Origin of the sequence: Arcobacter lacus (assembly GCF_003063295.1) — a bacterium.
Lineage (GTDB): Bacteria > Campylobacterota > Campylobacteria > Campylobacterales > Arcobacteraceae > Aliarcobacter > Aliarcobacter lacus.
Window position 1 is genome coordinate 1 of record NZ_MUXF01000016.1, and the last position, 26876, is coordinate 26876.

The following is a 26876-nucleotide window of genomic DNA, read 5'->3' on the forward strand; positions in this document are numbered from 1 at the left end:
ATTCCTAATGCTGCACAAACTGAAGCTAGTGCTATTCCTGTATTTCCACTTGTTGGTTCGATTACTATTGTATCTTTATTGATTAATCCTTCTTTCAAAGCTGTATTAATCATATTTGTTCCAATTCTATCTTTTACTGAATGTGTTGGGTTTAAAAATTCACATTTTCCTAATACTGTCGCTCCACTTTCATTACTCGCTTGTTGTAGTTGTACTAGTGGCGTATTCCCTATTAATTCTGTTATATTTTTTGCGTATCCCATCTTTTATTCCTTTTTTTATAATTTTAATTTTAATTTTTGTTTTTTTGTTGAATTCTCTGTGAGAAAAACCTAAATACTGTAATGTAAAACTTCGTTATATTTTTCTTGATATTCATCCAACTTTGATAACTTTATATCAAAGATTTTTTTCATACTATTTTTCGATTCATCAAAAAATATATTTAAAATAGGACTTTCAGCTTTAGAATCTATAACTTTTATATCACCTTCTAAAGCTACTAAAATATCAACAATTTTTATTTCATCTGGCTTTTTGGCAAGAATATATCCGCCTCTTGCACCTCTTATACTATTCACCAAATTAGCACGTCTAAGTTTACTTAAAAGTTGCTCTAAATAGTTTTGAGGAATATTTGCATTAGCTGATATATCCTTGATTTGCATGGGAGTATCGGCTTTATGCTTACTTAACTCATACATGGCACTTAGTCCATATACACCTTTTGTCGAAATTAGAGGCATATCTAACTACTTATCCAAAGCTTGTGTTAAATCAGCAATTAAATCAGCTGTATTTTCTAAACCAATAGAAAGTCTTACTGTTACTGGATTTACTCCAGCTTTTGCTAACTCTTCTTCACTTAATTGAGAGTGAGTTGTTGATGCTGGATGCGTAATTAATGATTTACTATCTCCGATATTTACAACTACACTGAATAGTTTAACACTATCAATAATCTTTTTAGCTTCTTCAAAAGTGCTAACTTCAAATGAAATTAATCCTGATGATTTACCATCTTTAAAATATTTTTGAGCTTTGTCATAATATTTGTCATTTTTCAATCCTGGATAACTTACACTTTTTACTTTAGGATGAGACTCTAAGAATTTTGCAATTACTAAAGCATTATCAGAGTGTCTATCAACTCTTAACTCTAAAGTTTCTAATGTTTGAATTAGTAACCAAGAGTTAAGTGGTGATTGAGTTGCTCCTATATCTCTTAAAAGTGATAATCTAATTCTCAAACAAAAGTTTGGAAGAGGAACATCTGTATAAACTAATCCATGGTATGACTCATCAGGTGTTGTAAAATGATAATATCTTTTTGAATTTGCTTTGAAAAATTCAGCTAAACCATCTCTTTCAACTACAATTCCACCAATAGCTGTACCTTGACCATTTGTATATTTTGAAGTTGAGTGAACTACAACATCAACTCCCCATTTGATTGGGTTAAATAAAGCTGCTGTTGCAACAGTATTATCACAAATAGTGATTACACCATGTTTTTTAGCAATTTCTACGATTTTTTCAATAGCAGGAATTGCAATTTGTGGATTTGATAATGATTCAAAGTAGATAGCTTTTGTTTTATCATCAATTAACTCTTCTAAATTTGAAGCATCATCACTTTTAAATACTTTTGTTTTTATTCCAAATCTTTTAAGTGTATAAGTTAATAAAGTAACTGAACCACCATAAAGTTTGTCTGAAATAAGAATATTATCTCCAGCTTCAGCAACATTTGCAACTGCATAAAAAGATGCAGCTTGCCCACTTGATGTACAAATCGCAGCAGCTCCACCTTCAAGTGCAGCATATCTTTGCTCTAAAACATCAGTTGTTGGATTTGTTAATCTCGTATAAATTGGTCCAAGTTCTTTTAATGCAAATAGATTTGCCGCATGTTCACTATCTCTAAATGCATAAGCAGTTGTTTGAGAAATAGGAACTGACATCTCACCATTACCTTGCTTTTTGTTATAACCTAAATGTATAGCAATAGTTTCTCTTTCCATTTTTTAATCCTTTTAAATTTAATCAACTTTAAATATGTTGAAATTATAGAATATTTTTTTTATTATGTCAAGTAATTTAATCAAAATTATATGAATATAGAATATATTTTATAAAAATATAGTTGATTAAATTTATAAGTATTTACTTTTTAGTGTTAAGTATTTATTTGTTAAAATACCTAAAAATCAATATTTGGATAGATAAAGTTGATAGAAAAATATAATATATTTGATGAAATTCTTATTGATAAAAATGAAGAAATTTTTTTTGAAATTTTTAAAAATGAGAAGATAAAAATAGAAAAAATTGTTTCAAATGGACAAAAATCACCAGAGAATTTTTGGTATGAACAAGAAAATAGTGAATATATTTTACTTCTTGAAGGTTTTGCAATTCTACAATTTGAAGATTTTGAAGTTGAACTTAAAAAAGGTGATTGCCTAAATATAAAGGCTTTTCAAAAGCATAGAGTAAAATTTACAAGTTTGGATGAACCAACTATTTGGTTTACAGTTTTTTATTAAGGAAAGATTTTGAAAATAGCAATTATTGGTTGTGGAGCAGCTGGAATTATGGCTGCAATTACAGCTAAAAGATTAAATAAAGATTTACAAATAGATATGTTTGATGCAAATAAAGGTATTGGAAAAAAGATTTTAGCTAGCGGAAATGGAAGATGCAATATCTCAAATAGCAAGATAACTTCAAAAAATTTTATAGGTGAAAATCCTGATTTTGTAAATTTTGCTTTAAAAGAGTTTGATTTTAAAGCATTTGAAAAATTTTGTAAAAGTATTGGACTTTTTCTCGATGTTAAAGAGAGTGGAAAAGTTTATCCACTTTCAAATGAAGCAAAATCTGTAACAAATCTTTTGGAGTTGGCTTTAAATGAGTTAGGAGTAAATATTTATTTAGAGAGTTTTGTAAAAGATATTGAAAAAGTTGAAGATAAATTTAATATCAAACTTGATGAAAAAGAATACAAAGGTTATGACAAAGTTCTAATCTCAAATGGTTTAGGTGCAGCTCCCCAACTAAATGCAAACGAGAGTGGTTTGGATTTTGCTTCAAAATTTGGACACTCAACTAATCCAACTTATCCATCACTTGTTGGACTTCAAACTGATAATAACTACAATGGAAAACTTCAAGGAGTTAAGAAAGAGTGTTTGGTAAGTTTGTTTGTAAATAACAATTTAGAGCAAGAGATATTTGGAGATGTACTTTTTACAAGTTATGGAGTTTCAGGTTTTGCAATACTTGATATCTCACAACTTGCAGTTTTAAATCTAAGCTCGTATCAAGATGTGAAAATAGCTATCAATTTCTTTCCAAAACTTCCTAAAAATGACTTAGCCGACCAAATACAAAGTTTACTAAAAACTGTGCCAAATCAAAGGGTTGTAGATATCTTAACGGGAATGGTTTCAAATAAAATAGCTCCAGTAATACTAGATATTTGTAAAATCAGTCTTGATACAAAAGCCCATGATTTAAATGCAAAACAGATAAAAGCAATAGCTTATCAACTAAATCAATGGAAGATGAAAGTTGTAGATACTCAAGGTTTTGCACACGCAGAAGCAAGTGGCGGAGGAGTTAGAACTATCGAGGTTGATAATAAAACTTATGAGAGTAAGTTAGTAAGTGGTTTATATTTTGCTGGTGAGGTTTTAGATATTGTTGGAAATAGGGGAGGGTTTAATCTTCATTTTGCGTGGGCAAGTGGTTATTTGGTTGGAAAATCAATTTCAAAATAAAGAGTTAAAATGATTGATAGATTTGTAGTACCTATTTATAATTTAAGAATAGATAATGAATATAATTGTTCAGGAATTATAGATGAGATGAAATATAATATTTTATTGAAAACATACAATGCTTCTAAAACTAATCCAGACTATATAAATGAAGAAGATTTAAAAGAATTATTTAAGTTTGGTGGTAAAAATTCTACAAAAAACTATTATGATACATTCCAAGATGATAAAGCTTTTATACATAATTACACAAAGACATTTCTTCTCATAGATATAGTTTCAGAAAATGAAAGTAAAAAATATCTTTATCTTTTTCAAGCAGTAATAAATGCTCTAAATTTAACTATTGAAAAAGGAATATCATATTATGAATATTTCCCTTTTTCTCAAGGGCATAGTTATGTTAAACTTAATGGTATTTCTTCTTTGCATTCTTATCCTGAAATATTTTCGCCAATGAATGAAAAAATGTTATTAGATGAATTTGTTCCAAAAAATTCTTTAGAAATCACAATTAAGCAAATTTATGATTTGGAATCAAAGGAAAATCAATATTCTAAAATAATGATTCTATCTATGGATTATTTAAAATTTTCAAAAAGAATAGAAAAAATTGAACAAGCTTTTTTAATACTTATGATTACAGTAGAAGCAATGTTCAAAGAAAATAAAATAGCAAAATCACATGAAAGAGTTAAATATTTGGCAAAATTATTATCAAATGATGAGATCGAATTTAATAAAATTCTTTATAAATTTAAACAAAAAAATAAAGAACAAGACGAAAAAGAATATTTTATAGGAATTAGAAATTCTATTGTTCACGGTAAAGAGTTTCTTGAAAGAGATGAAATGAAAACTAAAGTATTAGAGTTATATAAATATATTCGAAGATGTATAATAGAAATTCTTGATATAAATGATAGGTTTAATTTAGAGAACTATTATGAAGATTTATTTAAAAATATAGAAGTACAGTGGAAAAATAAAATGTGAGCATTTTTAAATTTTAAGATTTCATTTTATTTTTTAGTTATTTTGGAACTCTGCGAACGCTTTTACCTATAAATAGGATTACATCTTTTGCTAACTTTTCTTTACTAAAAAGAAAAGTGCTATTTATTAATACACATCATCATGAGTTCCTATATCAATAGGGATAATCTCATTATCTTTTATTATAAAATCAATAATAACTCTATATTCCATATTTATAGAAATAAAGTGAAAATCAGCAAATTTCCTTTTTTACTTGTCATGATCGACTTTTTGATAAGTGAAAATTAATTTTTATTTTGATACCTTATATCAAAATCAACTAATGAAGAGTGAAATGTTAGAATACTATAAAGAGATACTAAATTATGTTTCTAAGCTCGTCGGAGATAAAGAATCAGCCAAAGATATTGCTCAAGAAACTTTTGCAAGAATTATCGAATTAGATTCAGATAAAGAAATAAATCGTTCTTTTATCTATAAAACAGCAAAAAATATTGTAATTGATCAATCAAGAAAAAATAAATTAATTTTTCAATTAGAATTTGTAGAAGATATATTTTCTATTCCACAAGATGAAGAACCTGAAAATATAGTTATAGAAACAAATTCTTATGATAATCTTATGAAGATAGTAGATACTTTACCAAAAAGAAGCAAAGAAGCTTTTATTTTTCATGCCATTGATGGATATAGTAGAAAAGAGATAGCTCAAATTATGGGAATAAGTCAAAATGCAGTAGAAAAACATATAAATCGAGCTATTAAAAAATTACAAGAAAAATTAACAGATAAAGTAGGAAAATTTGGAAGATAAAATCAAAGATAAAGCTATACATTGGGTTGCCTGTAAAAAAGAGGGTTTAACTTCAGAACAACAAAAACAATTTGAAATATGGCTAAAAGAAGATGAAAAACATCAAAAAGCTTTTGAAGAAGCAAATTTGGTTTATAGTATTTTTCAAAATATTCCTAAAAATCACACTCAAACATTAAGTAAAAATGCTTTAAAAGAAGCAAAAAAAATTAAATTTGTAGAAAAAACTCTTAAACCATTTATCGGAATAGCTGCTATTTTATGTGGATTATTTATAGGATACAAATTTTTTATTCCAGAATATGAAATAGATTATAAAACGCAATTTAGTAGTTTAAAACAAGAGACTTTACCTGATGGTTCAAAACTTTCTATTGATACAAAATCGAATTTAGAAATAGAGTATTTCAAAGATAAAAGAAAAGTTTTTTTAGAAAATGGACAAGTTTTATTTGAAGTTGCAAAAGATAAATCAAGACCATTTTTAATAACTTCTGGAAAAACTTCAATAGAAGTAGTTGGTACAAAGTTTGAAGTTAAAAATTTAGAACATATTACAACTATTAGTGTTGAAGAAGGAGTTGTAAAAGTAAGTTTCAATAACCATACATTATTGCCAAATCAAGATATTTCACTTTTAAAAAAAGGTGAAAAAATAGTAATAAGTGATTTAGGAAAGATAACTTATCTTGGAAAAACAGATATAGAAGAGATTGCTCCTTGGAGAAATGATGAACTTATTTTTAGAAAAATCACTTTAAAAGAGGCTTTTGATACTTTTTCTAGATATCAAGATTTAGAAGTTGAATTTAAAAATAAAAATTTTGAAAATAAACTTTTTAGCGGAAAGTTTAATACTCTTGAAATAGACAAATTTTTATTTGCTATCCAAAAAATCTATCCTATCAAAATAGTAAAAAATGAAAACAAAATAACTGTAAATTAGTTATTTTGTCTGATTTTTTATATTTATACTTCAAAAAATCAATAAATTTTAAAATTTGTAAAAAATAGTGTCCGATTTTGGAGTTCTATTTCGTTTTAATTAATACGAAAACAATTCTCATAATTGTAATTTAATTAAAAAGGAAAATAGATGATGCATTTAAAGGCAAAAATTATAACTTCTGCTAGTGCAATACTACTTTGTGGTAGTTTACTTGCTCAAGAAGCTTATACAGTAAAAAATATGAGTTTGAAACAAGCTTTAGAAAAAATCTCAAAAGAGTCAAAACTTGCATATATTGTAGATGAAAGTTTAATAAGTGAAAAAACTGCTCCAAATATAGAAAATGTTCAAGGCTTAAAAAATGCACTAAATCAAGTACTAAGTGGTAGTGGACTTGAAGCAACGGTTGAAAATAATACTATTATCATAAAAAAGATAATTGGGCAAGGTACAGTTTTAGAGCCAATTTCAGTAAATGAAGGTTACAGTAATGGAAGTGCTGAAAATGGTTATGTAACAAAAGAGATAAGTGGAGTTGGAATTTGGGATAAAAGAACTTTACAAGATACTCCTTATCAAATGAGTGTTATTTCACAAGATATGATAGAAAATACGGCAAGTGGCATAGCACAAATATTTAAAATGAATCCTGTTGTTCAATTGAGTTATTTATCAACATCGGCACAAAGTTGGAATTCAAGTGGGATGAATATACGTGGGTTTTCTGCTGTAAATAATACGATATTTGATGGTGTTCCTTTATCTGGTACTTATACTGCATTGAGTCAAGATTTAGAAAGAGTAGAAATTTTAAATGGATTATCAGGATTTTTATATGGAGTTGGATATGTTGGTGGTGCAGTAAACTATATAACAAAAAAACCAACTTTAGAAAGACTTACAAATATTACACTAGGAACTACAGGAAATGAAGCAGCTTATGTGCATGCTGATTTAGGTGGAAAAATAGATGAAAAAGGAAAATTCACTTATAGATTAAATGCTTTTAAACAAGAAGGTGAAACTTCTATAAAAGATCAAAAAGTAGATAATTCTTTAGTTAGTGGAGCATTAGATTGGAGAGCTACAGATAATTTAATTTTATCTTTTGATGCTTCTCATAAAGAAATAAGAACAGATAAATTGACAGCTTCATTTAGTAGTAATCAATCGATAAATAATTTGGATCCAAAACAAGGTTATGCTCCTGATTGGACTTTTTCTGAAGGTTCTCAAGATAGGTTAGGGTTTAAATCTTTATGGCAAATCAATGATAATGTAAAACTTAGAACAGGATATATACATATTGAACAAGAAAATGAATTTAATCAACCTTATGTATATGATAATTATGATGGTACATATAGATTTAATTATTATAGATTATATCCTGATAAAGTAAAAGACCATGGAGCTTATGTTTATACAGACTTTGATTTTAATACTTTTGGAATTGAGCATACCTTAACTATTGGTAGTTCTGGAAATAAAAGAAAATCTTATACAATGGATAATCCTAGAGAATGGGTAAATTTAGGAAATTATAAATTAAATGAATTAAATAGTGTAGCAGAACCAACTTATTTAGGAAGTTCAAATAATAGAAAATATCTGTCAAGTCGTAATGAAAAAATAAATTTTATGATAGGTGATGATATTAGATTTAATGACCAGTGGAGTGCATTAGTTGGATTTAATTATGTTGAAACACAAACAGACAGTTATGATGTAAATGGAACAAGAACAAGTGGATATGATGCAAATGAAGTAACTCCTAGTTTATCTTTAATTTTTAAACCATTTGAAGATTTGACAACATATATTACTTATATGGAAGCTTTAGAAAATGGTACTATAGTAGGGAATACATATAAAAACTTTGGAGAAGTTTTTGACCCATATGTAAGTAAACAATACGAAATTGGAGCAAAATATTCGGTTTCAGAAAATCTACTTTTAAGTTCAGCGTTATTTAGAATAGAAAAAGCAAATTCTTATGAAGATTTAACAACATCTCCTAAAACACTTACACAAGATGGTTTAGTAATCCATGAAGGTTTAGAATTAACTGCAACTGGAAAAGTAACAGATAATTTAACAATTGTTGGTGGTGGAACAATTATGGATTTAGAAGTAGATAAAGCAAATGCTAATGTAGGTAAAAAACCAACAAATGTAGCTTCTAAAATGGCAAAACTTTATGCAGAGTATAATATTCCTATGGTTAAAGGTTTAACTGTGACTGGTGGAGCATATTATACAGGAGAGTCTTATCGAGATGGAGCAAATACAGATGTTATACCTTCTTACACGGTTTATGATGGAGGACTTAGATACAAAACTAAGTTAGATAAATATCCTACGACTTTTATAATGAATGTTACAAATTTAACAGATAAAAAATATTGGAGAAGTCCAACATCATTTGGTGAGCCAAGAAATCTTGCACTTTCTATGAAAATGGAGTTTTAAAATATAAAGAGAGTTTTCTCTCTTTATTAGAAGATTAGTTCATGGGTTCTATTACCTTACATTTCCTTTTGGTAATTATGATTAGTCTCATCTAGAGCCCATGACTTAGTTTTTTTACTTTAATAGTAATTTATAAATAATTATTTAGTTTCTAAAACTTTTTCTGTACAAACAGTGATTGCTTTTGTAACAATATCACTACTAATATTTGCAATTGATTGAACAGTTGAAGCTTGAGTACATAACTCTTTTGCTTTATCCATAGATGAAACAGCAGTATTGTTCGATTTTACAGCAGTTGCTAGTTTTTCACCTAATGCATCAGATGTTAATCCAGCTGATTCAGTAGCTGTCTTTGTAAGTGATTTTGCATCAGTATCTCCATTTAACGCAGCTGTTCCTGCATTTTTTAATGCTCCTCCAATATCAAAAGCTAAAAGTGCTGAAACTGATAAAGCAGTTACAAAAATAATTTTTTTCATATAATAATCCTTAAAATAAAGTTGTGAATTGTACCTATTCTTTATTTAAAAAGCTTTTTAGGGGATTAAAAATTATTCAATTTTTTCATTCCCACCAAAAACACTATATAGATTTACTCTATTTGTAAGTTCTGAAAGATAGTTATTTATAAGAGTTTGTTGAGCATTTATAAGTGTTCTTTGAGAAGTTAAAACATTTAAAAAAGAACCAATACCTATTTTATATGAGTTCAAAGATATCTCATAACTTTTTGATACAGCTTCTACTAGCTCTTTTTGTTTTTCGATTTGTTCATTTATAGTTTTTCTGATAACTAAAGCATCATTTACTTCTTTAAACGCAGTTTGTATAGCTTTTTCATACTCTTGAAGTGCAATATCCCTTTGTGCATAAGTGTAATCTAAATTTGCCATATTTTCTCCACCAGTAAATATTGGTATAGAGATGCTTGGAGAAAAATTCCATACATTTTGAGCATTTCCATTGAATAAATCACTTAAGCTTCGACTTGCTATTCCACTATTTGCAGTTAAAGAAATAGTAGGGAAAAAGGCAGCTCTTGCTGCTCCAATATTTGCATTTTTTGATTTTAGATTATATTCTGCTTGCATTATATCAGGACGTGCTAATAAAATATTTGATGAAATAGCTGGTTTTACCAACATTAGCCAACTTGTATGAGTTTCAAAATTTTTAGGTAATAAATCTTCATTTAATGGTTGAGCAACTATAAGTTCAAGTGCATTTTTATCTTGTTCTACTGAATTTGAGTATGAAATAACACTAATTTGTGCTTCATTTAAAGAAGCTTTTGCATCAAATACATCAGTTTTTGAAACAACACCAGCTAAATATCTTTTTTCTGTAAGTTCATATACTTTTTCAAGATTTTTTACAGTTTCAGTAGCAAGTTTTAGTTGTTCTTGATGAATTGCTAAAGTTATCCAAGCTGTTATAGTTTCAGATATTAAACTAATTTTTGTTGTATTTGAAGCATATTGAGTAGAAAGAAAACTATCCAAAGCACTTTGGCTTAAGCTTCTTACTTTTCCAAACAAATCTATCTCATATGATGCACCAATATTTGCTGAATAGTTATGTGATATTGAAGTACTATCTTCTGAATTCATACTTTTTGAGTGTGTTGCACTTCCATTTGCATTAAATGTTGGAAAGTTATCTGCTCTTGCAATTCTATAAGTTGCTCTTGCAGATTCTATATTTAAAAGTGCAATTTTTAAATCTTTATTATTTTCAAGTGCTAAAGTTACAACTTTTTTTAATGTTTCATCTTGTACAAAATTTTCCCAAGTTGGTTTTACTAAAGATAAATCATCTGAACTATTCTCCATTGAATTATTTTTAAAAGTTTGTGGAATAACATTTGAATCAAGTGGTTCTAAGTTAGGAGCTAAAGTACAACCACTAAATAAAATAGTCGTTAGGATTATAGAGATATTTATTTTATTCATTTGTATTCTCTTTTTTTGAAAAAATATTTTTTATTAAAACAAAAAATAGTGGTACGAAAAATATAGCTAGGATTGTAGCTGTTATTGTTCCTCCGATAATTCCAGTTCCAATAGAAATCCTACTATTTGCTCCTGCTCCTGTTGATATTGCAAGAGGAATAATACCTGCAATAAACGCTAATGAAGTCATAATAATAGGTCTTAGTCTTAAAGTTGCTCCTTTTATAGCAGCTTCAAGTAGTGGAACACCTTTTTTATATAAAGTGTCAACAAACTCCACAATCAAAATGGCATTTTTTGCAACTAGTCCAATAGTTGTTAAAAGTGCAACTTGAAAATATACATCATTGTCCAAACCTCTAAAATAAACAGCTAAGACTGCTCCAACAACACCTAAAGGAATAACCATCAAAATAGAAAAAGGAACTGACCAACTTTCATAAAGTGCCGCAAGACATAAGAAAATCACTAAAATAGAAATTGCATATAATATTCCAGCTTGTCCTGATGATAGTCTTTCTTGATAAGAAGCTCCACTCCAAGCATGCATTGTTCCAGATGCTTGTGCGTCTGCAATTTTATCCATTTCGTCCATAGCAGTTCCAGAACTAACTCCAAGTGCTGCCGAACCATCAAGCTGGTATGAAGCAAAACCGTTATATCTAGTAAGCTGTGTTGGACCATATTCCCATGAAGTAGTAGCAAATTCTTTAAAAGATGTCATTGTGTCATTTGAATTTTTTACTTTCCAAATGTATAAATCTTCAGGTTTTGATCTATAAAAAGCATCACCTTGAATATAAACCCTTTTTACTCTTGAACGATCAATAAAATCATTTACATAAATACCACCCCAAGCAGCACTTAATGTGTTATCAATATCTTTTATATCTAATCCTAATGAAAATGCTTTTTCTATATCATAATTAATTTTTAGTTGAGGTGTGTCTTCTGAATCATCAGAACGAATAGAACCGATTTTCTCATTCTGTTGAGCTTCTTCCATGATTTTATCTTTTACTTGAGCCAACTTTTCTCTTGATGTCGTAGCATCTGCTTGTAATTGAAAAGTAAATCCATCTGTTGAACCTAAACCTTGAACAACTGGTGGATTCATAGTAAATATTTTTGCATCTCTTATAAAATAAGGTGAACTTGGATTTGAAAATGTTTTAGATGCTCTTTGTGCTATAACGTCTGAAGTATTTTCATAACCACTTCTTAAATCCCAACTTTTTAATGCAACATATGCCATACCAGAACTTTGGCTATTATTACCAGAAAGAGTAAATACACTATCTACATTATTCTTTTCTTCATTTAAAAAGTAATTTTTTATAGTTTCTGCAATATCTACTGTTCTTGATGTAACTGCTCCCACTGGTAAGTTATATCGTATCATTAAACTTCCTTGGTCTTCTTTTGGTAAAAAGCTTGTAGGAAGTTTTATAAAGAAGACACCTAATATTCCAATAATTAGAAGATAAATGAACATATATCTCTTAGGAGATTCTAAAACTTTATGAAGTAGATTTTTATATCTTTTTGTAAATTCTTCAAACTTTTTTGTAAACCAAAAAATAAACCCTTTTTTATTACTCTCTTCTTGTTCTTTGTGTGGTTTTAAAATTGTTGCACAAAGTGCAGGAGTTAAAGTTAAAGCAACAATAACAGAAAGAACCATTGACGAAATAATTGTAATAGAAAATTGTCTATAAATAACTCCTGTAGAACCACTAAAAAATGCCATAGGCAAAAATACAACAGAAAGTACAGTTGCAACACCTATTAGTGCACTTGTTATCTCATGCATTGAAAGAATAGTTGCTTCTTTAGGTGAAAGGTTATTTTCACTCATATTTCTTTCAACATTTTCAACAACTACAATAGCATCATCAACTAAAAGCCCAATAGATAAAACCATTCCAAACATAGTAAGAGTATTTATCGAATATCCTAATATATTTAAAATTCCAAAAGTTCCTAAAATTACAACTGGAACTGCAATAGCAGGAATAAGTGTAGCTCTGTAATTTTTTAAGAAAATATACATAACTGCAATAACTAATAAAATGGCTTCAAAAAGCGTTTTAACAACTTCTTTTATTGAAGCTTTGATAAATAAAGTTGAATCTCTTGGATAATCTATTTTATAACCTTCTGGAAGAGAAGCTTCTGATTTTGCTAAAAAGTCTTTTACAGCATTTGCAGTTTTTACAGCATTTGCACCACTTGCAAGTTGTATTGCAATTCCTGAAGATGGAAAACCATTTAAACTTGTAACAACATTATATGATTGTGAACCAATTTCAACTTTTGCAATATCTTTTATTTTTACAAAAGAACCATCAGTATTGCTTTTTATTATAATATTTTCAAACTCTTCAACAACTTTAAATTTTGATCTAGCTGTTACTGTAACAGAAAGTTGTTGATTTTCTAAAGTTGGTAAAGCACCTAAACTTCCAGCACTAGCTTGTGAGTTTTGAGCTGTTATTGCAGATTGGACATCTGATGGCATAAGATTATAAGATTCTAATTTTATTGGGTCTAACCAAATACGCATAGCATATTGACCACCATAAACTTGAACTTCTCCAACTCCATCAATTCTTGCAATACTATCTTGCAAATTACTCACTAAATAATCAGCAATATCTATCTTTTGTGCTTTACTTGTTTCATCATATACAGAAGCTAATAATAAAAAATCTGTTTGAGATTTTACAACTCTAACACCTTGTCTTTGTACATCTTCTGGAAGTCTTGAAAGTATAGAAGAAACTTTGTTTTGAACTTGAACTTGTGCAGTATCTGGATCTGTCCCTTGTTGGAAAGTTACACTTATTCTTGCATTTCCTGTTGAAGAACTTGTTGATGAAAAGTATATCATTCCATCAAGTCCTGTTAGTTGTTGCTCTATTATTTGAGTAACACTATTTTCAACTGTTTCAGCAGATGCTCCTGTGTAAGTTGTAGAAATATTTATCTGTGGAGGTGCAATATCAGGGTATTGTTCAACTGGAAGTGTATAAAGAGATACTGTTCCAGCAATCATAATAACTAAAGAGATAACCCAAGCAAAAATTGGACGATTTACAAAAAATTTAGCAATCATTTATTAATCTTTTTTTATATATTTATTAGTTACATCAACTGGTTTTACAATAGATTTTGGACTTATTTTGTTTAGTCCTTCTATTATAATTTTATCATTTGATGTAATTCCAGAAGTTACAAGCCAATAGTTATCAATTGTTCTATTTGTAACAATTTGTTGTTTTTTTGTAGAGTTATCTTCATTTACAATTGTAATAATAGGATTTGCTTTTGAGTCTCTTGATACAGCTTGTTGAGGTAATAAAAATGCTTTTGAATCAATTGCACTTTGAATAGTCGCTCTTACAAACATTCCAGATAATAATAATCCTTCGCTATTTGGAAATTCTGCTCTTAAAGTTACAGTTCCAGTATTTTCATCTACATTTATTTCTTGAAGTTGTAAAACGCCTTTGTATTGATAGATTGAATCATCACTTAAAGTTAAAGTAACTTCAGTACTTCCTTTTTTTATATTATCTTTGCTAAGAAGTTTTTTTAAAGCTAAGAGTTCATTTTGTGATTGGTGTAAATCAACATAAACAGTAGAATTATCTCTTATTGTTGTTAATGCATCAGTTTGATTCGCTGATACTAAAGCACCTTTTGTTACACCTGAAATACCAATAAAACCAGAAATAGGAGCTTTTATTTGAGTTCTTTCTAAATCAATTCTTGCGCTTTCAAGTGCTGCAATTTTTTCTTCAACAGAAGCTTTTGCTTGAATATATAAAGCTTTTGCATCATCTGTTTCTTGTTTTGAAATACCATCAACTTTTAATAATTCTTCATATCTTTGGCTTTTTAGTTGAGCAGTTTGTAAATTTGCTTTTGCACTTTCAAGTGCTGCTTTTGCTTGATCAAAAGTTGCTTTATAAGTTGCATCATCTATTTTATATAAAATGTCACCTTGTTTTACGAAGCTTCCTTCAGTGAATAGTCTATCTTTTACGATACCACTGATTTGAGGTCTTACTTCAGATACCAATTTTGCTTTTACTCGTCCTGATAATTCTTGTTGTAAGGCAATAGTTTGTTCTTTTAAAGTAATAATTCCAACTTCAACTTGTTGAGCTTTAAAATCATTTGATTTATTTTCGCAACCTAAAAATAGTAAAGAAAGTAGTGTAATAATAAGAAATTTTGATTGTTTTAACACACAATATCCCAAATAATAAATTTGAGAAATTGTAATCTATTATTATTAATAATATCTTAATAACTTCTTATTCACAAAAAGCTATAACTCTATCTCTACCCTGTTCTTTAGCTTGATATAAAGCTTTATCTGCATTTAAAATAATATCATCAATATTTTTAATATCTTTGTTAAAAGATGCTACTCCTAAACTCATAGTAACAGTATTTGGATAAGTTGAAAATTTATGAAGTTTTATAGCTTCATTTATATGTGAAGCAACTTTTATAGCATCTTCTATTTTTGTTTCAGGACAAATAACAAGGAATTCTTCTCCTCCCCATCTTCCTAAAATATCTACATTTCTGATGTTTTTGCTTAAAATTTGAGCACTTTCAATTAAAACTTCATCACCCACTTGATGTCCAAAATTATCATTTACTTTTTTGAAATAATCAATGTCTAATAAAATAATTGAAAAATTTGTGTTATATCGTAAGCTTCTATTCATCTCTTCTTGTAAAGATTTATCTAATTTTACACGGTTGTATAATTTTGTTAAATTGTCAGTAATAGATAGTCTTAATAATTCTGCATTTTTAACTAAAAGTTCTTCTGTTCTTTGTTTAACTTTTTCTTCTAAAGAGTTTTGATAACTATTAATAGATTGAGCCATATTTTCAAAAGATGAAGATAGTAATGCAATTTCTAGAATAGAACTTTCAACTTGAGAAATTTCTTCATATTTTCTATTTTTTATTTTTATACTTTGTTTAACTAAATTATAAATAGGTTTTATTATAACACCAGATAAATAAACAATTATAGGAAACATCAAAAAAGAAGTTATTATAAAAGTAAGTAATAGTTTAAATGTTTGAGATAAATATGGTTCCATTATTTTTTCATAATCTGCAAAAATTACAATAAATTCTTCTTTATTAAGTGTATCAAATTGGACTATTTTTGTTATGTATTCTTTTCCACTTAAATTGATTATCTTTGATTCTTTAAAATCATTTATTTTTTCATTTTTTTCAAAAAATTCTTTAAACAAAGAGCTATCTTCTTTAGATGAAGATAAAATTAAACCATCTTTTTTAAAAATAAATACATTTACAAAATCTTTATTTATATGCTTTTTATAAAGAGTTGCAAAATCATCAGTTAATACATCAATAGCTACTACATTTTTACTTTTATCTACATCTTTTGCATAAGTAATACCAATATTATCAATATGAGAATATTTATATGGAGCTGTTTTTATAGTCTTTTCATCTAAAATGGCAGATTGATACCAAGGTCTATTTCTTGGATCATAATTATTCTCTTCAACTCTTGAAGAAGTTAAATTTAGATTATCATCAAATAAAAATAATTCTCTATTATTTAAAGCTGGCGATGATATTTTTATAAGTAACCATCTATCTGTATCTTTTGCTTTATATGTGTCTTTTAAACTTTTATGAATATTTAAATTGATTATTTCATAAAAACCACCATCTTTATAACCAGTATATACAGCATATAAATGTGGATGAGATTTTAAGATATTTATATAAAGATTAAAATGATCTTTTTCATTCATTAAACTCAACATATCTACAATATTTATATTAACATTCTCATTATTTTTAATAGTTGTTTGTATATTTTGAACTAAACCATTTAATTGTAAATCTACACTTTCAATAGATATTTTTTTGCTAAAATAGAGTAGTTGAGAACCTAATATAACAATTAATATAGTTAAAATAAATGAAAATAGTGATAGAATAGTCCCTTTTAAACTTAATTCTTTTTTTAAAACCTTACTTATAAGTCTGTCCATAAATAATCCTAAATAAATAATTTTATAATTAAAGTTTGGATTGTATCTAAAAGATAGTTTGAAATATTTTAAAAAATGAAAATAAAGGAATAATATGAAAAATAAAAAAATAGAAGAATTAATTCAATCACCGTACAATGTAAACGTAGCATTTTATATACATTTAAAAGAGTATAACAATAAAGTTAGAGAAGATTTAGAAAAAAGAATTAGTGAAGTTTTTTTCTTTTCAAAAGGAGTTGATTGGAAATTTGATAGTTTTGGAATAGAAAAAGCAGGCGAAAGAAAAACTGATATTTTGGGATATTTTATTTTTAGAAGTACAGAAGTAGAAAAACTGAAAAAGTTATTTCTTGAAGAGTTTAAATCTTATGAAAATGCTTTGAAAATTAGTTGTTCTATTGCAAAATATGAAAAAATAGAAGAGGAATTTTTTGAATTAGAAGTATAAAAGATTAGAAATTTTCTAATCTTTTAATAACTTATGTACTAGATATTTTACCAATGGAGAAATAATAGTAATAACTGGAAAAGCAACAAAAAATGCTTTTATCCAAGCTTCAAGCCAAATTAATATAAACCCATCAATAAAACCAAGATTTATAAAAGTAATTACAAAGCTCATTATAAAGCTCATTATGAAACTCATTACAAAAGCAAAAACTAGCCTTTCATATTTTCTTTTAATTATCATTAAAAAAATCCTTTTATTTGTATGTTCTAATAATCAAATATGAGATTATTGAAATTATTGTAATACTTACTGAAATAACTAAAAAACCATCATCACTAAAATTTAATGCAATAGAAGATATTAAAGCTCCAAATCCAAACTGTAATACACCAATAACACCTGACGCAACACCTGCATTTTTAGAAAAGTGTTCAATTGCAAGTGCCATACAGTTACCAAAAATAAATGCCATCATACTCATATAAGATGCTAAAATCAGCATAACAATTATTAAAGTTAAATCTTTATGAACAAGTATAAATATTAAACCAACTAAAATTTGTATGCAAATGGCTGTTTTTATTATAGTAAGAGCAAAATATTTTTTTAGTAAATTCACATTTACCTTAATCATAAATACCAATATTATAAAGTTTATACCAAAAAATATTGGAAAATAATCTGTTGATATTTTAAAATATTCAATATAAATAAATGATGTTTTAGAAATAATAATGAAAAAACCACCAAAGCTTAAAGCTAAAACCATCATAGCCTTCATTGCCAATTTATGTGTTAGAACTATTTTGTATGATTCAAATATAGATTGCTTTACATAAGTAAAACTTTCTGGTAAATCTTTATATATAAAAAATGTAATGATTAGAGCATATATTGTTAGAAAAACAAATACACCTTCCCATGGAAAAAAATGTATGATTATTGCACCAAAAACAGGAGCTAAAAGTGGTGCTAAACTTCTTACCATTCCAATAAGAGAAAATACTTTTGCTGCTTCTTGTCCTTTAAATCTATCTCTAACAGCTGCCGCTGCATTTACAACTGTGATTCCACCAAAAAATGCTTCAAAAAATCTATAAACCCATAATTCGTAAACAGTTGAACTAAAAATTATTAGAAAGCTAAAAAATGCGTAACCTAAAAGCCCAAGAATAGAACCAAATCTTCTTCCATACCTATCGGAAATTGGTCCCCCAAATATTTGACCAATAGAAAATCCTATTAAAAATATTGATAGAGATAATTCTATTTTATGAATATTTACATCAAAATATTTTGCAATCTCTGGAATTGACGGTATATAAGTATCAACTCCCATTGGAGCAACTGAGGATAAAATGGAGATTAAAATTATGAGATATATGTGGTTAATTGATTTTTGCATAAAATTTCTTTTTTTGCTTGAATTTTTACATATAGCTACTTCTAAAGTGATTAAAAAAGAATAAAAAAGAGATTTACTAAAAGAGAAAAACTCTTTTAGTAAGACAGAAAGATGATTATTTAACCATATTTCCTAACATCCATAAATTTTTTTCGAATTTTGCAACTTTTTCATCAGCAAAAGCTTCAGTTCCTTTATCTTCAGCTTCAGCAGCAGTTTCACTTAATTTTTTGAATGCTTTTAATAAATATTCAAAATCAACAATAATTTTTTCAACTATTTCTTTTGATTTAAAAGTATCTTTTGTTTCAGTTTCAATTTTTGTTGCTTTTGCTAACTCATCAATAGTTAAATAAGGTTTATCACCTAGAATAAGAACTCTTTCTGCCATATCATCGTATAATTCTGACATTTGATTATAAACATCTTCTGTATAGCTATGAACAGGGTGAAAATCCATACCTTTTACATTCCAATGAAAATTATGAATCTTCACATACAATGCATGTGCATCTGCTTGAATTTGTTTTAATTGTTTTACTACTTTTGACATACTCAATCCTTTTTATAAATTTGTATCAATTATAACAGAAAAAAGTTATTTGTCAATAAAGAATAATAAATATTAGATAATAAATATTATTTTATAATATTTAAAATATGTAGTGGGTGTTCTACTATAAAATCAGCTCCAAATTCTTTTAACTCTTTTTCATCTCTAAAACCCCATAAAACACCAATTGCTTTCATCCCAGCATTTTTTGCTGTTTGCATATCAACTTTTGTATCGCCTACAAAATAAATTTCTTCACAAGGGATATTTAGAGCTTTTGCAATATTTATAGCTGCAATTGGATCTGGTTTTTTAGGAACATTAGTTTTTTGTCCATGAATCTCTTTAAAACCATAATCTTTAAAAAAATGATTTACATAAGAAACAGTTAATTCATGTGGTTTATTTGATAAAACTGATATGTTATAACTCATTTTTTTTAACTCGTTCAATAAATCATAAATCCCATTATAAGGAAGAGTTTTTAAGTGTAGTTTTCCATCATATTCTATTTTAAATCTTTTCGTAGCTTCATCTTTTATCTCTTGTGAGTGATTTCCTAAAGCATTTTCTACTAAAACATCAATACCACTTCCTACAAAATATTTATAATCTTCTATTTTGTGTATTGGAAGATTTAAACTTTCCAAAACTTTATTCATACTAACAGCTATATCTTCTATAGAATCTAAAAGTGTTCCATCTAAATCGAAAATTAGTGTTTTTTTACCATCTGCCACTAGCTCCTCCTCCACCAAAACTTCCTCCACCACCTGAGAATCCACCACTTGTTGGAGAATTGAAATTACCAAATGATGATGAACTTTTTGAACTATTTATATATTCAATTTTTGAAAGTTTATCAAAATCTACTTTTTTTGTGTTTATATAATTAAAAATAAATACAACGACAAAAATAATAAGTGCAAGAACTAGACTATACGAGATAAAAGATTGAGAAGCTACATAAGTAAAAAATGCAAAAAATGATGATGACATTGAAGAGTTTGTAATTTTATATAAAACTTGATTTCTCAATTTTCTTGAAATACCATTCATTAACATAGAAACAAAAATTAAAGCAAAAAATCCTAAATGTACAGTTACATTAAAAAATGAACTAAAATCAGTATTTTTTGGTTTTGCAACATATTCGCCTTGAGTTGCTTTTATTATTTCATTTACAGCTTTTAAAATACCTAGTTCATATTGACTTGCTTTAAAATTGGGTTTTATAGTGTAGTTTATTATCTCATGAGATATTTTATCTGTTAGTGCCCCTTCAAGACCATATCCAACTTCAATTCTTATTTCTCTTTCTTTCATAGAAACTACAAGCAAAACACCATTATTTTTATCTTTTTGCCCAATGCCCCAGAAACGACCTAATTGATAAGAGAACTCTTCAATAGAATAACCATTTAAGGAATTAAGAATTACTACAACTATTTGATTTGAACTTTTATTTTCTTCATTTTTTAAAATATTATTGATATCTTTTTTAACTTCAGGTGATAATAAATTTGCTTCATCAATTACTCTTCCTTCAAGTTTTGGAAAATACTGCGAAATATCTGCATTTAAAAAACTAAGAATTAATAGTAAGAAAATTATAATTTTTTTCATTTTAACTCGATTACTTCATTTGGAAGTTCATTTGTATCATTTTCTAAAATTGGAAAATGTTGAATTAATATTGCTTTTGAAGCCTTTAATGCTTTTAAATAACCAGTTAAAAAATCTTCATTTTTAATATCATATGTAAATTCTGAGATAACTTGATGCCAAAATTCATTTGGGATTTTTTTTGATATTTCACTATCTGCAATAATTTCAACATATTTTTCATCTAAACTTACGAAAAACATAATAGCTTGTTTTGTTTTTGTTCTGTTTAGTCCTAAATTATAAAACTGTTTTTTTGCATAAAGAGATGCTATTTTATCTTTATAAAATCTAGAAAGTAGTTTCATAAATAGATTATGAAATGTTTGCAAAAAAAGGTTCATTCCTATAAAAATTATGATTTGATATTGAATCAACTCCAAAATATATAAATCATCTTTGAAAAAAAATAGTAAAAAAGAGAATAAAAAAACAGATGATATAGAAAACATCAATATATTATTTTTATAATTTGAACTTCTTTGAGTTATAACTGCTACAAGTTCAGCTGAGGTAAATTTTTCAAGATTTTCTATCTCTTTTGAGATTAATTCTTTTTCTTTATTTGTTAAAATCATTAAAATTTTACTTTTGGAGCATCTTGCTCTGTTGGACTTGCACTAAAAGTCTCTTTAATTTTAGCTTCAGGATGAGCAATTGCTGCTACAAGTTTTCCCGGCATTGTTCTAAGTTCTAGATTATAAAGTTTTACAGCTTCAATAAAATCTCGTCTAGCAACTGAAATTCTATTTTCAGTTCCTTCAAGTTGTGATTGTAAACTTAAAAAATTTTCATTTGCTTTTAGTTCAGGATATTTTTCAACTACAACCATAAGTTTTGATAAGGCACTTGTTAAATTTGATTGTGCATTTTCAAATTGTTGTAAAAGTTCAGGATTATTTAGTGTATTTTCATTTAAAGTAATTTGTGAAACTTTACTTCTAGCTTCTGTAACTTCTACTAAAGTATTTTTTTCATGATTTGCATACGCTTTTACTGTTTCAACTAAATTTGGAATTAAGTCAGCTCTTCTTTTATATTGATTTTGAACTTGAGACCATTTTTCTTTCACATTTTCATCGAGTTTTGGAATATTGTTGTAATTCGTAACAGTTAAATATATAAGAGGTAATAAGATAAGCGCCAAAACAAGGATAATTTTTTTCATAGTGTAACCTTTTGTTAATGTTAACTTATAATATTTAAAATATTATTAATATAATCTAAACTATATGTATTAATATGGTTATAATGTTAAAGATTTTCCAAAATAATTATAAAGTGTAGATTAACTATACATAATATATTTTTTTGAGAATAATGTTCGTATGGATTAAGATAAATTAACTATATATTGAATATGATTATTCATAAATTTTATAAAATACAAGATGGAGTAAAACAAAATGAACGCATCAGAATTATTTATTAAAGCGTTAGAAAACGAAGGTGTTGAGTATATTTTTGGAATTCCTGGAGAAGAAAATCTTGATTTTCTTGATGCTCTTAGAGAATCAAAAATTAAATTAATTTTAACAAGACATGAGCAAGGTGCAGGATTTATGGCTGCAACTTATGGAAGATTAACTGGAAAAGTTGGAGTATGTTTATCAACTTTAGGCCCTGGTGCAACAAACTTCGCAACAAGTGCTGCATATGCGCAACTTGGTGGAATGCCAATGATGATGATTACTGGTCAAAAACCAATTAAAAAATCTAAACAAGGTAGATTTCAAATCATTGATATCGTTAGAATGATGAGACCAATGACTAAATATACAAAACAAGTTGTAAATGGAAATAACATTCCTTCTATGGTTAGAGAATCATTTAAAATTGCAACAACTGAAAGACCAGGTGCAGTTCATATTGAATTACCTGAAGATATTGCAGCAGAAGAAGTAGAATTTAATATCTATCCTGTACAATCTTTCAAATATGCTGTAGCTGTTGATGATGTGATTGCTGATGCTGTATCTATGATTGAAAAAGCAAAAAGACCATTATTATTAATTGGAGCTGGAGCAAATAGAACAAGAATTGGAAATGCTTTAACTGATTTTGTAAACAAAACAGGAATTCCTTTCTTCTCTACTCAAATGGGTAAAGGTGTTGTTGATGAAAATCATCCATTGTGTTTATCAACTGCTGCATTATCAAAAGATGATTTTGTACACTGTGCAATTGAAAGAGCTGATTTAATCATTAATGTTGGACATGATGTTATTGAAAAACCACCATTCTTTATGGAAAATAAACCAGATGCAACAAAAGTTATGCATGTAAACTTCTTCCCAAGTGAAGTTGATGACACATATTTCCCTCAAATGGATGTTATTGGTGACATTGCTGGAAATATTACTAAATTTACAGACAAAATTTCAAAACAAGCTCATTGGGATTTTGATTATTATGTTAGATTAGCAGATGAAATTAGAACTAGATTATCTAAATATTTTGGTGATGATAGATTCCCAATTTTACCACAAAGAGCAGTAAGAGCTATTAGACAAACTTTAGCAGCTGATGATATTTTAACATTAGATAATGGTGTTTATAAAATTTGGTTTGCTAGAAATTATAGATGTGCAAAACCAAACACATTATTATTAGACAATGCACTAGCAACTATGGGAGCTGGACTTCCTTCTGCAATGGCAGCAAAAATGATAAATCCAGATAGAAAAGTAGTTACTGTATGTGGTGACGGTGGATTTATGATGAATTCACAAGAAATGGAAACAGCAGTTAGATTAAAACTTGATTTAACAGTAATTATTTTAAATGATAATGCATATGGAATGATTAAATGGAAACAAACTGGTATGGGATTTGAAACATTTGGTTTAGATTTAGAAAATCCAGATTTTGTTAAATATGCGGAAGCTTATGGAGCAAAAGGTTATAGACCAACTTCTGTTGCTGAATTTGCAGAAACTTTAGAGAAATGTGTAAATAGTAAAGGTGTTCATTTAATTGACTTAGCGGTTGATTACTCTTTAAATCACTCAATTTTAAATGAGCTTTTAGCAACTAAAACTTGTTTAATATAAAAATTTAAAAAGGATAAGCTATGAGTAAAATAGAAGTTACATCGCCATTTGACGGTAAAGTTGTAGGATCTGTTCCATTCACTACAGTTGAAGGAGTACAAAAAGCTATTGACACTGCATATGAAAGATTTTTAGATGTTGATAACTGGATTCCAAAATATAAAAGAGTGGAAATTTTAGAAAACTTGATGAAGATTATGTCTTCACAAGTTGAAGAGTTAACAATTCTTTGCGCAAGTGAAGGTGGAAAACCATATATGGACTCAAAAGTAGAAGTACTAAGAGCTATCAATGGAGTTAAAATTGCTATTGAACAAATTGGTCTTCAAGAAGGTCATGAAATTGCAATGGGACATACTCCAACAAGTACAAATAGAATTGCTTATACTATGAAAGAACCAATTGGAGTAGTTGTATCAATTTCAGCATTTAACCACCCATTAAATTTAGCAATTCACCAAGTAATTCCTGCACTTGCAGTTGGTTGTCCAGTTATTATTAGACCAGCAACTCAAACTCCAATGTCTGCTGTTAGATTAGTTGAATTATTAAAAGAGGCTGGACTTCCAGAAGGTTGGGCACAAGCAGTAGTTTGTGATAGACAAGGTGGAGAACTTTTAGTTACTAGCCCAAAAACAGCATTTTTCTCATTTATTGGTTCAGGACCTGTTGGTTGGTACTTAAACTCAAAAGCTAGTGCAGGAACAAGAAGTGCATTAGAACATGGAGGAGTTGCTCCTGTTATCGTTGAGCCAGATGCTGATATTGAAGCTATGATTCCAGATCTTGTAAAAGGTGGTTTCTACCATGCCGGTCAAGTTTGTGTTTCTGTTCAAAGAATTTTTGTACATGAATCAATTGCAGATACTGTTGCAGCAAAAGTAGCAGAAAAAGCTTCAAAACTAATCGTTGGTAACCAATTAGACCCTAAAACTGAAGTTGGTCCATTAATCAATCACAACGAAGTAAATAGAGTTGAAGAGTGGGTTAATGATGCAGTGGCAAAAGGTGGAAAAATTTTAACTGGAGGAAAAAGAATTTCAGATTCTTGTTTTGAACCAACAGTTCTTTTCAATCCAAGTGATGATGCAATTATCTCTCAAAAAGAGATTTTTGGACCAGTTGTGGTTGTATATCCATATAAAACATTAGATGAAGCTATAAAAAGAGCAAATCAACTTGATGTTTCTTTCCAAGCAGCAGTATTTACAAAAAATATTGATACAGCTTTAAAAACTGTAAAAAGATTAAATGCAACAGCTGTTATGGTAAATGATCACACAGCATTCAGAGTTGATTGGATGCCATTTGGTGGAGCAAAAACTTCAGGTTTAGGATTAGGTGGTATTCCTGATTCTATGGCTGAAATGCAAAATCAAAAAATGATGGTTATTAAATCACCAGTTTTATAATCAAATATATATGATCTTTTAAAGCTAAGGTTTTTATACCTTAGCTTTTTTTATTTAAAAAAATTGGAGCTTTATTTATGACTTGGAAAGATATTATTGAGAATGAACAACAAAAAGCATATTATGGAAAATTGAAAGAAGAGTTAGATAAAAGATATGAGACATCAGTGGTTTTTCCAGAAAAACAAAATATTTTTAAAGCTTTTTCTCTTACAAAGTTGGATAATTTAAAAGTAGTAATTCTAGGACAAGATCCTTATCATGGTTTTGGACAAGCTCAAGGTTTATCTTTTTCAACACCAAGCAACATAAAAAATCCTCCTTCAATGATGAATATTTTAAAAGAGATAAATGATGATTTAGGAAAAAAATCTATTTGTGAAGATGGTGATTTAACATCTTGGGCAAAACAAGGAGTATTACTTTTAAATACAATTTTAACTGTAGAAGAATCAAAACCAAAATCACATCATAATCTTGGTTGGGAAATATTTACAGATAATATTATCAAATTTATAAGTGATAATAATGAGAATATCATTTTTATTTTATGGGGAAGTCCAGCTATTTCAAAATCAAAATTAATTGATAAGAAAAAACATCATATTTTAACTTCTCCTCATCCAAGTCCACTTTCATCTTATAGAGGTTTTTTTGGTTGTAAACATTTTTCAAAAACAAATGAAATTTTAAAAAGTTTAGGAAAAGAAGAGATAACTTGGTAATTAATCAAAGAGCTTAAAAATCTTCGACTTTACTTTACTTAAAGACAATTTTATTGCAGAATATTTCATAACTTTCGCAATATATTTCCATCTTTGCTTTTCATAACAAGGATTTTGGCAGTTTCTACAACGAGGTTTTATCTCATGTGGACATACTTGCAATCTATCGAAAGAGTAATTTATCGCTTCAAAACATTCATCACATAAATAAAAATTTAAAGAATAAGAAGCATCCTTATATTTTAAAGTAATATTTTTATTTTTTAGATTAGTATGTTTATCTTTACAAAAAAGTTCATAAAATTTTTTTAATGTATGTATCTCTGATTCATATTTTTCTTTTGTCATATTAATACTTTAGTTAGTTTTCAGTATTTTTACATAAAATACAAATATAAACCTTGATAATAATCAATATAAAGAGACAAAATGGCAAAGCAAATAGATTTAAGTGATTTAAAATTTTTTAATTTTCTAAAAGAAGAAGATTTATTAAGATTAAAAGAAATTTCTATTAAAAAATATTTTAATAAAAATGAAATATTATTCTATAAAGGTGATGAA

Annotated in this window: 26 protein-coding genes; 10 read left to right on the forward strand and 16 right to left on the reverse strand. The window is 27.6% G+C overall.

All coding sequences use genetic code 11. The features are described from left to right. From B0175_RS07720 to B0175_RS07730, 3 genes are all read right to left on the reverse strand, one after another. On the reverse strand, positions 1–263 hold a 263-nt coding region (locus tag B0175_RS07720; RefSeq protein ID WP_146175188.1), incomplete at its 3' end, for a pyridoxal-phosphate dependent enzyme. 69 nt (positions 264–332) lie between these two features. Then, on the reverse strand, positions 333–746 hold the full coding sequence (locus B0175_RS07725; protein WP_108528036.1) for an RrF2 family transcriptional regulator: 414 nt from the start codon (positions 744–746) through the stop codon (positions 333–335). 6 nt (positions 747–752) lie between these two features. Next, entirely contained in the window at positions 753–2024 is a 1272-nt protein-coding gene (locus B0175_RS07730) for an O-acetylhomoserine aminocarboxypropyltransferase/cysteine synthase family protein (RefSeq protein ID WP_108528037.1), read from the reverse strand. Between the two features lie 207 nt (positions 2025–2231). On the opposite strand from B0175_RS07730, the gene B0175_RS07735 reads away from it, so the two are divergent. The 6 genes from B0175_RS07735 to B0175_RS07760 all read left to right on the forward strand — a co-directional run bounded on the left by B0175_RS07735 (position 2232) and on the right by B0175_RS07760 (position 9019). Next, positions 2232–2549 carry a cupin domain-containing protein gene (locus tag B0175_RS07735; RefSeq protein ID WP_108528038.1) on the forward strand — a complete coding sequence of 106 codons (318 nt, stop codon included), beginning with the start codon at positions 2232–2234 and terminating at the stop codon, positions 2547–2549. Between the two features lie 9 nt (positions 2550–2558). Beyond that, on the forward strand, positions 2559–3785 hold the full coding sequence (locus B0175_RS07740) for a BaiN/RdsA family NAD(P)/FAD-dependent oxidoreductase (protein WP_108528039.1): 1227 nt from the start codon (positions 2559–2561) through the stop codon (positions 3783–3785). A gap of 9 nt (positions 3786–3794) precedes the next feature. Next, positions 3795–4781: a hypothetical protein gene (locus B0175_RS07745; RefSeq protein ID WP_108528040.1), complete on the forward strand. Its 987-nt coding sequence runs from the start codon at positions 3795–3797 to the stop codon at positions 4779–4781. A gap of 337 nt (positions 4782–5118) precedes the next feature. Further along, on the forward strand, positions 5119–5598 hold the full coding sequence (locus B0175_RS07750; protein WP_108528041.1) for an RNA polymerase sigma factor: 480 nt from the start codon (positions 5119–5121) through the stop codon (positions 5596–5598). Beyond that, complete coding sequence (locus B0175_RS07755) at positions 5588–6544, forward strand: FecR family protein (RefSeq protein ID WP_108528042.1); 957 nt, start codon at positions 5588–5590, stop codon at positions 6542–6544. The genes B0175_RS07750 and B0175_RS07755 overlap by 11 nt, the downstream gene beginning before the upstream one ends. 150 nt (positions 6545–6694) lie before the next feature. Then, complete coding sequence (locus B0175_RS07760; RefSeq protein ID WP_108528043.1) at positions 6695–9019, forward strand: TonB-dependent siderophore receptor; 2325 nt, start codon at positions 6695–6697, stop codon at positions 9017–9019. Positions 9020–9159: 140 nt separating this feature from the next. Here B0175_RS07760 and B0175_RS07765 read toward each other — a convergent pair whose 3' ends face one another. The 5 genes from B0175_RS07765 to B0175_RS07785 all read right to left on the reverse strand — a co-directional run bounded on the left by B0175_RS07765 (position 9160) and on the right by B0175_RS07785 (position 17045). Next, positions 9160–9501: a hypothetical protein gene (locus tag B0175_RS07765; RefSeq protein ID WP_108528044.1), complete on the reverse strand. Its 342-nt coding sequence runs from the start codon at positions 9499–9501 to the stop codon at positions 9160–9162. A gap of 72 nt (positions 9502–9573) precedes the next feature. Next, positions 9574–10974 (reverse strand): efflux transporter outer membrane subunit, encoded by a 1401-nt coding sequence (locus tag B0175_RS07770; protein WP_108528045.1) that lies wholly within the window; start codon positions 10972–10974, stop codon positions 9574–9576. Then, positions 10967–14092: an efflux RND transporter permease subunit gene (locus B0175_RS07775; protein ID WP_108528046.1), complete on the reverse strand. Its 3126-nt coding sequence runs from the start codon at positions 14090–14092 to the stop codon at positions 10967–10969. Before B0175_RS07775 ends, B0175_RS07770 begins: the two co-directional genes overlap by 8 nt. A gap of 3 nt (positions 14093–14095) precedes the next feature. Further along, positions 14096–15232, reverse strand: coding sequence for an efflux RND transporter periplasmic adaptor subunit (locus B0175_RS07780; RefSeq protein WP_108528047.1), 1137 nt, complete (start codon positions 15230–15232; stop codon positions 14096–14098). Positions 15233–15299: 67 nt separating this feature from the next. After that, positions 15300–17045, reverse strand: a complete 1746-nt coding sequence (locus tag B0175_RS07785) for a diguanylate cyclase (RefSeq protein WP_108528048.1) — start codon at positions 17043–17045, stop codon at positions 15300–15302. Between the two features lie 94 nt (positions 17046–17139). Between B0175_RS07785 and B0175_RS07790 the strand changes: the two genes are divergently transcribed. Further along, positions 17140–17496 (forward strand): hypothetical protein, encoded by a 357-nt coding sequence (locus tag B0175_RS07790; protein ID WP_108528049.1) that lies wholly within the window; start codon positions 17140–17142, stop codon positions 17494–17496. Positions 17497–17511: 15 nt separating this feature from the next. Here the strand turns inward: B0175_RS07790 and B0175_RS07795 are convergent, their stop codons facing one another. The 7 genes from B0175_RS07795 to B0175_RS07825 all read right to left on the reverse strand — a co-directional run bounded on the left by B0175_RS07795 (position 17512) and on the right by B0175_RS07825 (position 22290). Beyond that, positions 17512–17739 carry a DUF2798 domain-containing protein gene (locus tag B0175_RS07795; protein WP_108528050.1) on the reverse strand — a complete coding sequence of 76 codons (228 nt, stop codon included), beginning with the start codon at positions 17737–17739 and terminating at the stop codon, positions 17512–17514. Positions 17740–17752: 13 nt separating this feature from the next. Then, the gene (locus B0175_RS07800) at positions 17753–18904 is read right to left on the reverse strand and encodes a multidrug effflux MFS transporter (RefSeq protein ID WP_108528051.1); all 1152 of its coding nucleotides are present in this window, start codon (positions 18902–18904) and stop codon (positions 17753–17755) included. 115 nt (positions 18905–19019) lie between these two features. After that, the gene (locus B0175_RS07805) at positions 19020–19457 is read right to left on the reverse strand and encodes a Dps family protein (RefSeq protein WP_108528052.1); all 438 of its coding nucleotides are present in this window, start codon (positions 19455–19457) and stop codon (positions 19020–19022) included. 86 nt (positions 19458–19543) lie between these two features. Continuing rightward, a complete protein-coding gene (locus tag B0175_RS07810) occupies positions 19544–20197 on the reverse strand; it encodes an HAD family hydrolase (RefSeq protein ID WP_108528053.1) in 654 nt (217 codons plus the stop codon). Continuing rightward, positions 20184–21083, reverse strand: coding sequence for a TPM domain-containing protein (locus tag B0175_RS07815; protein ID WP_108528054.1), 900 nt, complete (start codon positions 21081–21083; stop codon positions 20184–20186). The genes B0175_RS07810 and B0175_RS07815 overlap by 14 nt, the downstream gene beginning before the upstream one ends. Continuing rightward, complete coding sequence (locus tag B0175_RS07820) at positions 21080–21700, reverse strand: TPM domain-containing protein (RefSeq protein WP_108528055.1); 621 nt, start codon at positions 21698–21700, stop codon at positions 21080–21082. Before B0175_RS07820 ends, B0175_RS07815 begins: the two co-directional genes overlap by 4 nt. Next, on the reverse strand, positions 21700–22290 hold the full coding sequence (locus B0175_RS07825) for a LemA family protein (protein ID WP_108528056.1): 591 nt from the start codon (positions 22288–22290) through the stop codon (positions 21700–21702). The genes B0175_RS07820 and B0175_RS07825 overlap by 1 nt, the downstream gene beginning before the upstream one ends. A gap of 238 nt (positions 22291–22528) precedes the next feature. Here B0175_RS07825 and B0175_RS07830 point away from each other — a divergent pair, with 238 nt between their 5' ends. The 3 genes from B0175_RS07830 (at position 22529) to ung (ending at position 26312) form a co-directional block, all read left to right on the forward strand. Further along, entirely contained in the window at positions 22529–24175 is a 1647-nt protein-coding gene (locus B0175_RS07830; RefSeq protein WP_108528057.1) for an acetolactate synthase large subunit, read from the forward strand. Between the two features lie 20 nt (positions 24176–24195). Further along, on the forward strand, positions 24196–25587 hold the full coding sequence (locus B0175_RS07835) for an aldehyde dehydrogenase family protein (RefSeq protein ID WP_108528058.1): 1392 nt from the start codon (positions 24196–24198) through the stop codon (positions 25585–25587). Between the two features lie 77 nt (positions 25588–25664). Beyond that, positions 25665–26312, forward strand: a complete 648-nt coding sequence (gene ung / locus B0175_RS07840) for a uracil-DNA glycosylase (RefSeq protein ID WP_108528059.1) — start codon at positions 25665–25667, stop codon at positions 26310–26312. Here the strand turns inward: ung and B0175_RS07845 are convergent, their stop codons facing one another. After that, positions 26313–26660 (reverse strand): nitrous oxide-stimulated promoter family protein, encoded by a 348-nt coding sequence (locus B0175_RS07845; RefSeq protein ID WP_108528060.1) that lies wholly within the window; start codon positions 26658–26660, stop codon positions 26313–26315. Between the last annotated feature and the right edge of the window lie 216 nt (positions 26661–26876).

What these genes read in the sequence shown, in the direction of transcription:
- B0175_RS07815 (WP_108528054.1), bottom strand. Translation starts at nt 21,083, where the DNA reads ATGAAAAAAATTATAATTTTCTTACTATTAATTCTTAGTTTTTTAAAT.
- B0175_RS07725 (WP_108528036.1), bottom strand. Translation starts at nt 746, where the DNA reads ATGCCTCTAATTTCGACAAAAGGTGTATATGGACTAAGTGCCATGTAT.
- B0175_RS07760 (WP_108528043.1), top strand. Translation starts at nt 6,695, where the DNA reads ATGATGCATTTAAAGGCAAAAATTATAACTTCTGCTAGTGCAATACTA.
- B0175_RS07820 (WP_108528055.1), bottom strand. Translation starts at nt 21,700, where the DNA reads ATGATTTTAACAAATAAAGAAAAAGAATTAATCTCAAAAGAGATAGAA.
- B0175_RS07785 (WP_108528048.1), bottom strand. Translation starts at nt 17,045, where the DNA reads ATGGACAGACTTATAAGTAAGGTTTTAAAAAAAGAATTAAGTTTAAAA.
- B0175_RS07765 (WP_108528044.1), bottom strand. Translation starts at nt 9,501, where the DNA reads ATGAAAAAAATTATTTTTGTAACTGCTTTATCAGTTTCAGCACTTTTA.
- B0175_RS07830 (WP_108528057.1), top strand. Translation starts at nt 22,529, where the DNA reads ATGAACGCATCAGAATTATTTATTAAAGCGTTAGAAAACGAAGGTGTT.
- B0175_RS07795 (WP_108528050.1), bottom strand. Translation starts at nt 17,739, where the DNA reads ATGATAATTAAAAGAAAATATGAAAGGCTAGTTTTTGCTTTTGTAATG.
- B0175_RS07845 (WP_108528060.1), bottom strand. Translation starts at nt 26,660, where the DNA reads ATGACAAAAGAAAAATATGAATCAGAGATACATACATTAAAAAAATTT.
- B0175_RS07750 (WP_108528041.1), top strand. Translation starts at nt 5,119, where the DNA reads ATGTTAGAATACTATAAAGAGATACTAAATTATGTTTCTAAGCTCGTC.
- B0175_RS07790 (WP_108528049.1), top strand. Translation starts at nt 17,140, where the DNA reads ATGAAAAATAAAAAAATAGAAGAATTAATTCAATCACCGTACAATGTA.
- B0175_RS07775 (WP_108528046.1), bottom strand. Translation starts at nt 14,092, where the DNA reads ATGATTGCTAAATTTTTTGTAAATCGTCCAATTTTTGCTTGGGTTATC.
- ung (WP_108528059.1), top strand. Translation starts at nt 25,665, where the DNA reads ATGACTTGGAAAGATATTATTGAGAATGAACAACAAAAAGCATATTAT.
- B0175_RS07825 (WP_108528056.1), bottom strand. Translation starts at nt 22,290, where the DNA reads ATGAAAAAAATTATCCTTGTTTTGGCGCTTATCTTATTACCTCTTATA.
- B0175_RS07835 (WP_108528058.1), top strand. Translation starts at nt 24,196, where the DNA reads ATGAGTAAAATAGAAGTTACATCGCCATTTGACGGTAAAGTTGTAGGA.
- B0175_RS07770 (WP_108528045.1), bottom strand. Translation starts at nt 10,974, where the DNA reads ATGAATAAAATAAATATCTCTATAATCCTAACGACTATTTTATTTAGT.
- B0175_RS07745 (WP_108528040.1), top strand. Translation starts at nt 3,795, where the DNA reads ATGATTGATAGATTTGTAGTACCTATTTATAATTTAAGAATAGATAAT.
- B0175_RS07730 (WP_108528037.1), bottom strand. Translation starts at nt 2,024, where the DNA reads ATGGAAAGAGAAACTATTGCTATACATTTAGGTTATAACAAAAAGCAA.
- B0175_RS07800 (WP_108528051.1), bottom strand. Translation starts at nt 18,904, where the DNA reads ATGCAAAAATCAATTAACCACATATATCTCATAATTTTAATCTCCATT.
- B0175_RS07805 (WP_108528052.1), bottom strand. Translation starts at nt 19,457, where the DNA reads ATGTCAAAAGTAGTAAAACAATTAAAACAAATTCAAGCAGATGCACAT.